The sequence below is a fragment of the Cytobacillus sp. MT66 genome (genome assembly GCF_058792595.1).
On record NZ_JBXAFB010000001.1, the window covers coordinates 617790 to 629140 of the forward strand.

Genomic DNA, 11351 nt, shown 5'->3' on the forward strand with positions numbered 1-11351 from the left:
TGGGATCTCTTCCTTTTGTACGCACTCCCCCACCAGGGAGATATCTCTTGGTTAATGACACTATTTTCATTTAATACATCCCTCTGAAAACCTTATAACACATTGTAGACCATCCCTGATATAAGTTCTGAATGCTTCCCGAATGTTTCCTGATTTCTTGACCATAAAATTCGGTTGCACCCTCCACCTGATCTTGCGCCTGTACCTCAGACAGTTTAATTGCCTGTTAAATCAAAATAATATAATCAAAAATAAAGGTATTTAACCCATTTATATAAGTTTACTTTACTTTTATAAAAGATGAGTTTATAATTTGATTCAAGAGGTGATGGTCGTGAAGAAAGATTTTGGTGATTCGATATCAAATAAGGTTTATGAATATCGTGTACTTGCCAGAATGTCTCAGCAAGAATTAGCGGAAAAAGTCGGGGTTTCCAAACAAACCATCTTCGTAATGGAAAAAGGAAATTATGTTCCGACTCTGCTGTTAGCTTTTCGAATTGCCGAATTTTTTAATGCTGATGTAAACGATATTTTTACTTATGTGAAAGGAAATGATCAAAATGAAAATTAACTTCACAGATATCTCTAACGCAATTTTTCACCCTTTAAAGTCCTGGGCTGAACAAACTCAGGGAAATTGGAATTTGCTCATTTGCAGCGGATTTGTATTGCTTTTATTCGGGGGGATTGTAACATACGTATTTCACAAAAAAATGGGTAAAGCTGACGAAAGAACAACGCAAATATCTTTAAAAAGTGCCCTCATTGTGTTATGGGTAGTCATTCTGTGCGACATGATTTTCCCGAAAGAATATATGTGGCAAGTTTTCTTCTTATTTAAATATTCTCTTGCATTCCTCGCTTCAGGAATCTATCTAGCTTTTCGATATAAAATGGACTTTTTTTAACTAAAGAATAAAATTCCATTAGTGCAGGACATACGGAAAAAAATTGGCAAGGAATGATTGAAATTGGGAAAAGAGGTGGGCAAATAATTAGGACAATAATCAAAAGTCGGCCGCCAAAAACGGTTTTAATCATTCTTTTCACCCTGTTTTTAGTGTCGATAAACGGGTTCCATCGACTAGAGAAAGACTTTGTCTATCCGATTGTGCCTGTAGCGATCAAGGCCGATTTTTTATCGGAGGCCTACTTTTCTGAGCTATCAGAGCAGTATGATCAAATTCGCTCTGATTATAGAAAGTGGTATCTATTTGATACATCCAATGCCATTGCCTCACACGCAATCCTAACACAGATGATGCATGATTTGGCGGAAAATCAAAAGGTTCTGAATGGGCTTAAGCATTTTGATCTGTTTCTTGAGACATTTGATCAACATGTTAAACAACTCCCTTCTATCACGGGAGAGATTCATTATTTTCGCAATGAACTGAATCAATATGGTGAGGCACCTGAACAATTAGAAGAAATGATTGAACTAGTGGCATGTGGCAAGTGGCAGATATTCAGTGCCAGATATCACCGGTATGAATCAAGCGAATATGATGCTGCTTATAATGTGAAGTTTATATCATCAGATGGTCGCTTTGAAGTTGTCTATCATGCTGAGACGGGTCAGATGGTTAACGATCCGGTAAACATGGGCACGTATAATTATGCGCCGGGGAGTATCCATCCATGGAAATATTACCAGCACCATAAATACGATAAAATTCCCTGGAAGAAATGGGGTAATACTAATCAGATTTCATACAAGGAAATTACTAAGAGGCAGTCAAGGCATGGCTCAACGGAGCAAAGGAAAAGTACAGAAGAACTCAAAAACTTAATTAAAAACAAACTATCAGATTCAGGGAAGAAATGCTACACCAAGGTTCCTAAGCAAGCAGTTTCTCTTTTCGCCAGTCCTCTTTAAGCAACTCATATTGAAGTACCACTCCTATAATTTATTACTTTATTTCTTCGTTTTTTCTCTATAACGTTTGACGAACTTAGGAGGTAATAATTGCAAATTTAGGTATTTTAACATATAATTGAGTATATAATAAGAAAAGCTGAGCAGAGGAATGCTCAGCCTATGCAACTACACGCCGCAATGATAGCGGCTAGCCATGAATTATGATAAGGATTAAAAGAAGTAAACTGCCCTAATCTGGCCGGAATGGGGCGGTTTACTTCTTTTTTCTATTGGTGACGAGCGCAATCATTGCTACGATCGCTGCCAAAGCCGTCGCTAGAAAAATACCAAACTGCATTAGCATATTCATTGCTTCGTAGGTCACCATATTTACACACCCCCTTTCATAAGGGAGTGCCAACCGCCCATCCGCTTTATGTAGTTGCTAGTTAAATATTAACATATATTTCTACTTTTATCCACAAAAACAAGAACATAAGTTCTGTTACCCTAGGTAAACTTTGCTGGTAAGTTTCATATCTCCCAAAGAACGGGGGCTATAGAAAAAAAAGACTGTCTTGTTGACTGTCCTTTTTTTTGGTGAGATTAACACAAATACATATTAAAATACCTACTACTCATTTATAGAGTTATTATGGCTCTCATCATGATTTTTGGAAGCCGTTTCGTCATCGACTTCAGCCCCCTCTACGATCTGGTTACCGATAGCACCGCCTGAAACACCGCCTATTACAGCACCAATTAGTCCAAATGGAGCACCTATCATAGCACCTGCAACGGCATCATTAAGAGTTCCTGTAGCTTCACCAAAGTCACTCGCATCTTGATTAGCATCACTGCCAGCTTGATTGTTGTCACCTTCTTCTACATTTTCACCAAAGTTATTGCGTTCTTCGTTACTCTGATCCATCTGTTCACTTCCTTATTTATTAATGGGGAATATACTAATGATGAAAGCACACCATTTCAAACATATACTGCCCAGATGAAGCAGTTTTACTCTCAATATGTTGGTTCAAGATAAAGTTGTCTTATCGGCAGCTAATTTTTCTAACTAGTGAGAGACTGAATATTTGAATGAAAACAAAAAACAAATCAATAATTGGAATTTAATGGACCTCTCCCCCATCATTTTGACATGTATAATCTTACCTTCTAATTATGTTTGTCTATACATAATCTGCTTGTTTCTCATAAATTATAAAGTCTCAATTAATCTTTTAGTAACTGATTAATAGGCTGTTATATCAAATTTGAGAAAGGAGATTCAAATGGGAATTAGGAAATTATTAGACATCGGGACTCTTGGTGGCCAAAACAGCTTTGCATTTGGTATAAATAACCTTGGGCAAATTGTTGGGACATCCGAACTGGAAAGTGGGCAATCGCGAGCTTTCCTCTGGGAGAATGGTGAAATGATGGACCTTGGGACTCTTGGGGGCAATTTTAGTCAAGCATTTGGTATTAATAACCTTGGACAAGTCGTTGGTGAAACACAACTGGAAAATGGGCAAACCCATGCTTTTCTTTGGGAAAACGGTTCAATGAGAGACATCGGGACTTTGGGTGGAACATTTAGTCGTGCCTTAAGGATAAATGATCATGGACAGGTCATTGGAATATCAGCAATATCAAATGGACAAGGTGCAGCATTCCTTTGGGAGAATGGTTCAATGGTAAATCTCGGTACACTTGACGTTCGTGATATTAATAACTTAGGACAGATTGTTGGAGTTTTTAGTGGCGTTGCTGTAAATAGCCATGCATTCCTTTGGGAAAACGGAGTGATTTCAGATCTCGGGGCTCTTGGTGCAGATACAAATTCTAGTGGGGCACAAGGAATTAATGACCTCGGTCAAGTCGTAGGGGATTCGAATCTGCGAGCATTTTTTTGGGAAAATGGTTCAATGAGAGACATCGGTACTCTTGGCGGTGCATTTGGTTTCGCAAGTGATATTAATAACCTTGGCCAGATTGTTGGGAATTCAACACTGGCTACTGGAGAAGCAAGAGCAACCCTTTGGGATGGAAATAAAACTATTAACCTGGGTATTCTCCAAGGGAATACTTCTAGTCAAGCAACAGCAATTAATGACCTTGGGCAGGTTGTAGGGTTCTCAGAGGGGAATGGGCCCACTCATGCCTTTCTTTTTAACAGTGCATTTTAGCTGCTATTTTCAAATATTATATAAGTCTTTCATGATTGTGGACGTTGTAAACGGTTGTTTGTTCCACAGGGTGTTTAAGTAAAGGTGGACAAACAACCGTTTTATTTTTTTGTTAATTATTCAACTCCAACGTTTCATTAATGTCTATCGTTTCAGAACTTTGTCCTGTCATGCGTTTGTAGTAATAGACCATCTTCTTTATGTAATTTCCGCCCTCCCAATATTCGGCTGCTTCCACATTTACCTTTATCAAGATAACATTGGGATCGTCATATGAAGTTTGCATAATTTTCTCGTACATTTTACTCCATAATTCCTTTTTCTTGTTTAAATCTTCAACTATTTCCGCTCTTCCACGGACGGAAACATAGGACTTACCTGCGTACGCTACATTAACATCTTGATTATGTAATATTTCATCATATTTATTCGTCTCTTTTTTAGTAAAAAACCATAAGTCGCCATCAAACTCTACTTCTTGTGTTTTCATGGGACGAGAAACAAGCCCTTCTTCAGTCGCCGTAGTCAACATGGCAGTGTCAATATCTTTAATTAAGTCTCTTAAAGTTTCAATTTTATCTTGTTTCATCATGTTTGACATTTCTTTCACCTCTTTTTAGGTTATATACTACCCCCTATACCATCTTTTATTCAGATATAGTGGATCACTAAATTTGCTCTAATAAAATGAAAATAAAATGGAAACCTTATTTAATGGAGGTGTATTAAAAATGGGTAATGTGTTTGAATCTGCCACAAGTGTTTTAAAATCGTTTATAGACAATGAGCCTAAAACACCATTGCATGTTGGAGAAGTAATGGCATGTTGGACGTATCTCGCTTCCTTAGAGAGTTCTATTTCTTTTGAACAACAGGGATTAAATATGACAACTGATAGTGACGTAATCACTATGCTAAATGATGCTATTAAGATGTGTAATGGTCAGGTGAAACGTTTAAAAGAATTTTTGTTACATGAGGGCGTTCCATTACCTCCTGCACCTGAACCAAAACCAGACTCAAATCCAAATGATGTTCCCCTTGGTGTAAAATTAACAGATAATGAAATTGTAAATAGTGTTTCCATAAAAGTTGCCGGTGCATCTGTAAAGTGTGCAACAAGTCAAGCGGAATCGATTCGAAATGATGTTAGCTTAATGTTCCTCGAATTTCAAGCGGAACATGTTGCGTTTGGTGCTACCTTAAAAATGTTAATGCGGAATAAAGGTTGGATAAAGAATCCGCCTTTCTACCTCCCACCTGGACTACCAGAGAATGAATAAGTCAAGCAAAAAAGTCGTTCTACTTAATCAAGAATGGCTTTTTTTTATTTTTACGCATAAGAATTCTTTTTTTAACGTGAGTTTACCCCCCCTATTCGCTTATCTGATTCATACGTTTCCTATGTCTTTAATTATAAAATAATAATCTCTCCCTTTAAAAATCTTATATTAATAGGGATTATTGACTCAATTCTCGAAATTGAAACGGAAAATACTATTTAACTATTGGGCAGTTTAGTTCAAGAAAAGATGGTATAATTTTCAGAAAAGCATAGGACAAAGGGGAAGAGAAAAGTGATAAATTATAATGGTCGTAGCTTTGTTGCAATTGAAAATACAGATAACGGTGAAGTTTCTTCAAAAACTATTTTTTATTACAAACAAGAGGGGCATATCATCTCAGCAACATATAGTGGAGGGGAAATTGTAAAAGGTACATTGGTTGGAGTAATAAAGGAAGACGGTTGCTTAGAGTTTAGATATAACCACGTTAACAACAAAAATGAAATTAGAGGTGGACAATGTATTTCTACTCCTAAAATCTTACCAGATGGGCGAATTAGGTTATATGAAAGTTGGAAATGGCTTGACTCTGAAGCTACCGAGGGAAATTCAATTATTGAGGAAATCAGTATATAACTATTGGACCAGGTTAGTGAAGGAAAATTTTATGAAATAACGAATATATATTATAAAGGAGAAATTGAGGATGGATGAGGATAAAAAGCCTTTCAATGATGCAATAGACCATATGAACAAGATTGAAGGAAATGTTTCAAACCTTGCTAATGCAGACTTGAAGAAGCTACCAAAAGCCTTAAAATATTTTGGTTACTTTATGGTTGGTTTCTTTTCAATCTCTATTCTTCTGATACTGATTTTAAATTTATTAAAATGAATTTGTGAAACATTCCCCTTAAACATGATCAAGAATATATAGAATAGATTTCTAAAATGGGGAGGGCTTAATGATTCTAAGAAAATTTTTGGGTTTTGTTTTAACTACCCTCTTAACTGGATTATTTCTTAACCTTGTTTTTGCAATAATGGAGGGCTTTGATAATTATAATTTCTTTGCTGCCCTTGGTGTTCTTCTTGTTGGTGCATCTCCATTTATACTTCTTATTGGATTACCAGTATCCGCCATATCTGATTATCTAACTAAGAATTTAAACGGCAAGCAAAGATATAAAAAGGCATTCTTTATTCATATTATCTTTGGTCTAATTTTTGGATTAATTCTATCTTTCTTTTTTGAGCATTTAATTCTTGTTGCAGTAACAATAATAGCCGCATTAATATTTTTGTTAGTTGATGAATTTTTGAGGAAGAAAATTTAAGAGTAGTAAATATTAATTATTCAACTTACGGGTGCGTTAAACTAAGATTCAGCTGCCCTTTCCTGCAAGGGAGGAGCGATTTATGAAGACATTTAGAAAACAATCGAATTCCTTAATAAAATGAAGGACATAGAGATATGGGGAGATAAAAAAGTGGACTTATTAATGAGTGCTTTTTGAGAAATTGTGCTATATTGAAAGTGTCAGGAGTGAGTTGATGAAAAAGTTTTTAACAATTACCGCAATAATTCTTGTTTTACTAGGAGCTGCTGGCTATGCTGTGTGGCATTTTGGGACAAATATCGCTTCCGAAAAAATAATCGAAAAAGTGGAATCTACTTTAGATGACGAAAATCTAGAAGAAGTAAAATCCTATATCGAGAACGATTCGAAGGTTCAAGAAATTGTAAGCGAGGCAGCAACTACAAATCCGGATACTCTTCCCTTCCAAACTAAAGAAGAAGCGACACGTGTGTTAATAAAGAAAGTGGGCGTTAATCGTTTACTTGAAATTCAGGAACAAGTACAAAACGGTTCAATTAGTAAGGATGAAGTATTATCCGAAATTGAAGGTAAACTGTCTGAAGATGAAATTTCTGCTTTAAAATATGTTTTATATAAGGAATTAAATAAATAAATCTAGCAATTTAAAAGTTTATATTAAAAAAGCAGAAAGGCAATGATTCACATAAGGATTTTCAAACAGCTATTTTTTATTTACTTAGACTAACTCCAACCACGCGACAGCCCCACAATGTGTCGAGTATGCTACAACTGGAATCCGGTATGATTGAAAAATAGCAGTATCTATCCACATATAAAATAAAAGCTCTACTTCTTCCTCAGAAGAAGGGCTTTGCCCAATTACATGTACAGCCTCCGAACGACCAGTTACCCCAAATGTTCTACCATCGTTTTCAAATCCAAGTTCCTTTTCCAATGTCTTTAAATTGGTTGCATGACTTGGGCTCCAAGAAGATTTCAACACTGGTGCACCCCCCACCCCCATCCGGGTATGTACTTCCTTCTTTTTGAGAGAGTTCCTGTATTTTTAATAATAATGTACATCCCCTATCTATTTTCATCTTTTTATATCGTCCAAATTTTCCATCACTTAATATAAAAATCTATCCCAAAATGGACAAAACTCATAACCGTTTTAATTTTCATTTATTAAACTTATTATTTGTTAGATTAAGTGTATCTTTTCACATCTATTCGGTATACAATCTAACCTGTTTATTTAAGAATATGGCCCTTAAATAAAAATGAGCGCTTATTCTTATTTAAGGAAGCGCCCGATTGTTTAAGTTCAATTTTTCAAAAACTCAGATCAATTAATGATTCAAAATTAATATCACAGACAAAAAGCCAAAGAGATAATATTCTCCTTGACTTTAATTGTATTTTATATAAGAAAGTATCCTTGAAATTGGATGCTTCTTCATATCATTTACTTGCAGCTCGTCCAAAACTAGCTCTTCTTTATGATCAGCTAGCCATTGCTTTAGTTCATATTTATTCTGACATTGGGTTAAGTATATCTGTCCACCTTTACCGACAGCATTAACTACATATCTATGAGTAGTTTTCCCCATATTCGTCACCCTTTTCTAAATTAATTTGTTATTGTACTAAGGGGTTATTTGCTTCTTAGTATGCAATCTATTAATCAAAAAATAGATGGATATTTGAATGTCAATAACCGATAAAATTCGATTCACCAAGTTTCTTTTACTTACTGGGGATTTATGAACGTTATTCTAATCTCCCACGTACACTCTGTCAATACATAATTAAAAAATTTCATAAGAGCTTAATATCCTTAGAAAAATAAAGAATTATAGCTTCTGGAAGAACTTTCTCCATCTAAATTCACCATTACGAAGTTAAATGGTTTATTTTGAACTAATTTGGATTTTATCAGGATTTTACAAAGAAAGCAGCACAGGCGTAAAATAAACTCCATAAATTACAAATTTAATAACGGCCTAATCTCTATATTGAGAACGGAGGACCCATTATTTTGGGGTTAATTCTGCAGATGCAGAAGGGATGAGACTCTTTCGCCATCCTACCCGTCAGCTAACTTCGTCGGCTAAAGCGAAGGAGGTCAAAAGACCACCTTATTCAGGGGGCTTTTTTGTTGTCTCAGACTCAAAATTGCAACCTGTTCTATAATGGTCTTTTTAATATGCTCTAAAATAAAAAAGCTTAAAGGGAATACAATACCGTGATAAATATTAAACTGCACCACAGGAAAAAATAGCGTGTGAACCTATTTTTGACCTGTCAGCAAGGAGAAAACGATGATGAAAAAGCTAAGAGAAAGTCTTGATCCTCCAAAAATACTTGTGTTAGGCTTTGCCATTATCATTTTTATTGGGACATTCTTATTGACACTTCCAATCGCCACAGAAGACGGAAAAGGACTTTTGTTGTTAGATGCTTTATTTACTGCTACATCTGCTACATGTGTGACAGGTCTGGTTGTTGTTGATACTGGCGATACCTTCTCCATGTTTGGCGAGCTTGTGATTTTATCGCTTATCCAAATTGGTGGATTGGGTTTTATGACATTTGGGACCTTTTTATTTATGCTGTTAGGTAAAAAAATCTCTTTAAAAGAACGACTGCTGCTGAAAGAGGCATTTAACCAAATCTCTCTTGCTGGGATGGTAAAATTGGTTAAACGAATTTTACTATTCACTGCCGTAATTGAGATTGTTGGCGGAACCATATTATCTATTCGGTTTGCTTATGATATGCCCATCGGAACAGCTCTCTATTTTGGTTTCTTTCATGCCATTTCCAATTTCAACAATGCTGGGTTTGATTTAATGGGAGAATTTCGGAGCCTTACTCCCTATGTTGATGATCCTACTGTTGTATTAACGGTTTCCACGCTAATTATATTGGGAGGACTAGGTTTTATTGTGCTGAATGAGCTTTATGAATACCGTAAAACTAAGAGGCTTTCTGTTCATACAAAAGTTGTATTGATAACCACTCTTTTTTTAACAGCTAGTGCAACGATTTTAATTTTTCTATTTGAATTTGGAAATGACAAAACATTAGGCTCATTATCGCTTACTGGCAAAGGTTTAGGAGCCTGGTTTCATGGGGTTACCCCTAGGACGGCTGGCTCCAACACATTATCGATTGCCGATTTAACTCATTCTACACTATTCCTGACTATTTTTCTTATGTTTATTGGGGGCGGCTCTGGCTCGACAGCAGGAGGAATAAAAATTTCTACCTTTTCTGTTTTAATTACAACTGTTTGGTGCCAATTTAAAGGAAAAGAAGATGTGGTTCTATACAAACGCAGAATAGAAATGGAAACGATTTTAAAAGCACTCACGGTTGCCACAAGCGGTGTTCTGATTGTTACCACCGTAACCTTTTTGCTGAGCATCACAGAAAAGGGATTCCCTTTTATCATGTATCTGTTTGAATCAGCTTCAGCATTTGGTACAGCAGGCCTATCAATGGGATTAACCCCAGAGCTTTCTCCGTTCGGCCGTTTATTAATTATTTTTGCCATGTTTATCGGCAGGTTAGGTCCGGTAACCCTAGGATTTGCCCTTGCGAAAAGACGCAAAAAAGAATCTTTCCGCCACCCAAAAGGAAATATCATGATTGGTTAATACAATAGCTAGGAGGAATATAAATGGCTATTCAACAGTATGCAGTAATTGGTTTAGGAAGATTTGGCTCTAGTATTGCCCGAAGATTACATGAAGCAGGGCAGGAAGTCCTAGGAATTGATGTGAGCGAAGAACGAGTAGAGGACGCAGAATTATTTGTTACCCATGCAGTCGTAGCCGACAGCACAGAAGAAAGGGCACTCACTTCAATTGGAATTGGCAATTTTGATTGTGTCATCGTAGCAATTGGAAATGATATGCAAGCAAGCATCTTAACTGTCATGCTTTTGAAAAACCTAGGCATAAACAAAATTATCGCAAAAGCTTTAGATAAGCGTCATGGACAGGTTTTAGAGCACATTGGCGCAGATTGGATTATCTATCCTGAAAGAGATATGGGGGAAAGAGTTGCCAATCAGCTTCTGTCACCCAATATGCTGAATTATATTGAACTATCAAAGGAATATAACATAGAGGAAAGTGTCATACCATCGAGAATGGCAGGAAAGTCCTTGCGAGATCTAGACATTCGTGCTAAATATAATGTGAGTGTCATTGCAATCGTTAGAGGTGGTGAAATTATCATTTCTCCTTCTCCTGACCAAATTATTCATAAAGGAGACTTGCTAGTAATGATAGGACACAGGGAAGATCTTTACAAATTCTCAAAGCTAGGAAAGCAAGGAGAAGCTTAAGATAAACTCACTCAATAACTATTGAACTTATTTGGAGGGTTCATTTATTAGCACTGAAAAATAAGTAATTTAATATGATCTCCCGACTATTCAATAGGGAAGGGAGATCAGGGTCCTATAAATATTGACAGTGCGATTTTCCGAAAGACTTGCTGCGTACATTAGATTCTCTATATTTGGAAACTTCAAAAGAGTGGGAGCCAAATGAATAAAAAATCTGGATCCTAATAGTTGCATTTTCCGAATAAGATATAGCTTTATTATATTGAAAAAATTTTCATATGAACCAGAACTTACGGCAAATCCAAAGGATCCATTTTGAAAAAAGTT

General features: G+C 36.1%; 16 protein-coding genes and 1 riboswitch. Of the genes, 11 read left to right on the plus strand and 5 right to left on the minus strand.

Annotated features, from left to right (window positions below):
* Nucleotides 1-328: 328 nt before the first annotated feature.
* Genes AC1Q59_RS02955 through AC1Q59_RS02965 form a run of 3 tightly spaced genes read left to right on the plus strand, consistent with a single transcriptional unit; the run spans nt 329 to nt 1882 of the window.
* Nucleotides 329-574, plus strand: coding sequence for a helix-turn-helix transcriptional regulator (locus AC1Q59_RS02955; protein ID WP_492364330.1), 246 nt, complete (start codon nt 329-331; stop codon nt 572-574).
* Nucleotides 564-911 (plus strand): DUF2178 domain-containing protein, encoded by a 348-nt coding sequence (locus AC1Q59_RS02960; protein WP_492364275.1) that lies wholly within the window; start codon nt 564-566, stop codon nt 909-911. Before AC1Q59_RS02955 ends, AC1Q59_RS02960 begins: the two co-directional genes overlap by 11 nt.
* 53 nt (nt 912-964) lie before the next feature.
* Nucleotides 965-1882: a hypothetical protein gene (locus tag AC1Q59_RS02965; RefSeq protein ID WP_492364276.1), complete on the plus strand. Its 918-nt coding sequence runs from the start codon at nt 965-967 to the stop codon at nt 1880-1882.
* Nucleotides 1883-2138: 256 nt separating this feature from the next.
* On the opposite strand, the gene AC1Q59_RS02970 is transcribed toward AC1Q59_RS02965, so the two are convergent.
* Together AC1Q59_RS02970 and AC1Q59_RS02975 are read right to left on the minus strand one after the other, a co-directional pair.
* On the minus strand, nt 2139-2252 hold the full coding sequence (locus AC1Q59_RS02970) for a putative holin-like toxin (protein ID WP_492364277.1): 114 nt from the start codon (nt 2250-2252) through the stop codon (nt 2139-2141).
* A gap of 246 nt (nt 2253-2498) precedes the next feature.
* Nucleotides 2499-2795 carry a hypothetical protein gene (locus tag AC1Q59_RS02975; RefSeq protein ID WP_492364278.1) on the minus strand — a complete coding sequence of 99 codons (297 nt, stop codon included), beginning with the start codon at nt 2793-2795 and terminating at the stop codon, nt 2499-2501.
* Nucleotides 2796-3156: 361 nt separating this feature from the next.
* Here AC1Q59_RS02975 and AC1Q59_RS02980 point away from each other — a divergent pair, with 361 nt between their 5' ends.
* A complete protein-coding gene (locus AC1Q59_RS02980; protein ID WP_492364279.1) occupies nt 3157-4053 on the plus strand; it encodes a hypothetical protein in 897 nt (298 codons plus the stop codon).
* A gap of 112 nt (nt 4054-4165) precedes the next feature.
* On the opposite strand, the gene AC1Q59_RS02985 is transcribed toward AC1Q59_RS02980, so the two are convergent.
* The gene (locus AC1Q59_RS02985; RefSeq protein ID WP_492364280.1) at nt 4166-4654 is read right to left on the minus strand and encodes a pyridoxamine 5'-phosphate oxidase family protein; all 489 of its coding nucleotides are present in this window, start codon (nt 4652-4654) and stop codon (nt 4166-4168) included.
* Between the two features lie 130 nt (nt 4655-4784).
* On the opposite strand from AC1Q59_RS02985, the gene AC1Q59_RS02990 reads away from it, so the two are divergent.
* The 5 genes from AC1Q59_RS02990 to AC1Q59_RS03010 all read left to right on the plus strand — a co-directional run bounded on the left by AC1Q59_RS02990 (nt 4785) and on the right by AC1Q59_RS03010 (nt 7313).
* Nucleotides 4785-5336 carry a DUF3231 family protein gene (locus AC1Q59_RS02990; RefSeq protein WP_492364281.1) on the plus strand — a complete coding sequence of 184 codons (552 nt, stop codon included), beginning with the start codon at nt 4785-4787 and terminating at the stop codon, nt 5334-5336.
* A 294-nt stretch (nt 5337-5630) separates the two neighbouring features.
* Nucleotides 5631-5975: an avidin-fold protein gene (locus AC1Q59_RS02995; RefSeq protein ID WP_492364282.1), complete on the plus strand. Its 345-nt coding sequence runs from the start codon at nt 5631-5633 to the stop codon at nt 5973-5975.
* Nucleotides 5976-6045: 70 nt separating this feature from the next.
* On the plus strand, nt 6046-6234 hold the full coding sequence (locus AC1Q59_RS03000) for a hypothetical protein (RefSeq protein ID WP_492364283.1): 189 nt from the start codon (nt 6046-6048) through the stop codon (nt 6232-6234).
* Nucleotides 6235-6304: 70 nt separating this feature from the next.
* Nucleotides 6305-6676, plus strand: coding sequence for a hypothetical protein (locus AC1Q59_RS03005; RefSeq protein ID WP_492364284.1), 372 nt, complete (start codon nt 6305-6307; stop codon nt 6674-6676).
* A 217-nt stretch (nt 6677-6893) separates the two neighbouring features.
* Nucleotides 6894-7313 (plus strand): hypothetical protein, encoded by a 420-nt coding sequence (locus AC1Q59_RS03010; protein WP_492364285.1) that lies wholly within the window; start codon nt 6894-6896, stop codon nt 7311-7313.
* An 84-nt stretch (nt 7314-7397) separates the two neighbouring features.
* Here AC1Q59_RS03010 and AC1Q59_RS03015 read toward each other — a convergent pair whose 3' ends face one another.
* Nucleotides 7398-7664, minus strand: a complete 267-nt coding sequence (locus tag AC1Q59_RS03015; RefSeq protein WP_492364286.1) for a hypothetical protein — start codon at nt 7662-7664, stop codon at nt 7398-7400.
* Between the two features lie 409 nt (nt 7665-8073).
* Nucleotides 8074-8274, minus strand: a complete 201-nt coding sequence (locus AC1Q59_RS03020) for a hypothetical protein (protein WP_492364287.1) — start codon at nt 8272-8274, stop codon at nt 8074-8076.
* Between the two features lie 380 nt (nt 8275-8654).
* Nucleotides 8655-8791, plus strand: a riboswitch (cyclic di-AMP (ydaO/yuaA leader).
* Nucleotides 8792-8988: 197 nt separating this feature from the next.
* Here AC1Q59_RS03020 and AC1Q59_RS03025 point away from each other — a divergent pair.
* Together AC1Q59_RS03025 and AC1Q59_RS03030 are read left to right on the plus strand one after the other, a co-directional pair.
* The gene (locus AC1Q59_RS03025; protein WP_492364331.1) at nt 8989-10326 is read left to right on the plus strand and encodes a TrkH family potassium uptake protein; all 1338 of its coding nucleotides are present in this window, start codon (nt 8989-8991) and stop codon (nt 10324-10326) included.
* A gap of 23 nt (nt 10327-10349) precedes the next feature.
* On the plus strand, nt 10350-11021 hold the full coding sequence (locus AC1Q59_RS03030; RefSeq protein ID WP_492364288.1) for a potassium channel family protein: 672 nt from the start codon (nt 10350-10352) through the stop codon (nt 11019-11021).
* Nucleotides 11022-11351 lie beyond the last annotated feature (330 nt).

Excerpts from the sequence above, each read along its gene's own strand:
- AC1Q59_RS02955 (WP_492364330.1), top strand. The coding sequence starts at position 329 with ATGGTCGTGAAGAAAGATTTTGGTGATTCGATATCAAATAAGGTTTAT.
- AC1Q59_RS02960 (WP_492364275.1), top strand. The coding sequence starts at position 564 with ATGAAAATTAACTTCACAGATATCTCTAACGCAATTTTTCACCCTTTA.
- AC1Q59_RS02965 (WP_492364276.1), top strand. The coding sequence starts at position 965 with ATGATTGAAATTGGGAAAAGAGGTGGGCAAATAATTAGGACAATAATC.
- AC1Q59_RS02970 (WP_492364277.1), bottom strand. The coding sequence starts at position 2,252 with ATGGTGACCTACGAAGCAATGAATATGCTAATGCAGTTTGGTATTTTT.
- AC1Q59_RS02975 (WP_492364278.1), bottom strand. The coding sequence starts at position 2,795 with ATGGATCAGAGTAACGAAGAACGCAATAACTTTGGTGAAAATGTAGAA.
- AC1Q59_RS02980 (WP_492364279.1), top strand. The coding sequence starts at position 3,157 with ATGGGAATTAGGAAATTATTAGACATCGGGACTCTTGGTGGCCAAAAC.
- AC1Q59_RS02985 (WP_492364280.1), bottom strand. The coding sequence starts at position 4,654 with ATGTCAAACATGATGAAACAAGATAAAATTGAAACTTTAAGAGACTTA.
- AC1Q59_RS02990 (WP_492364281.1), top strand. The coding sequence starts at position 4,785 with ATGGGTAATGTGTTTGAATCTGCCACAAGTGTTTTAAAATCGTTTATA.
- AC1Q59_RS03000 (WP_492364283.1), top strand. The coding sequence starts at position 6,046 with ATGGATGAGGATAAAAAGCCTTTCAATGATGCAATAGACCATATGAAC.
- AC1Q59_RS03005 (WP_492364284.1), top strand. The coding sequence starts at position 6,305 with ATGATTCTAAGAAAATTTTTGGGTTTTGTTTTAACTACCCTCTTAACT.
- AC1Q59_RS03010 (WP_492364285.1), top strand. The coding sequence starts at position 6,894 with ATGAAAAAGTTTTTAACAATTACCGCAATAATTCTTGTTTTACTAGGA.
- AC1Q59_RS03020 (WP_492364287.1), bottom strand. The coding sequence starts at position 8,274 with ATGGGGAAAACTACTCATAGATATGTAGTTAATGCTGTCGGTAAAGGT.
- AC1Q59_RS03025 (WP_492364331.1), top strand. The coding sequence starts at position 8,989 with ATGAAAAAGCTAAGAGAAAGTCTTGATCCTCCAAAAATACTTGTGTTA.
- AC1Q59_RS03030 (WP_492364288.1), top strand. The coding sequence starts at position 10,350 with ATGGCTATTCAACAGTATGCAGTAATTGGTTTAGGAAGATTTGGCTCT.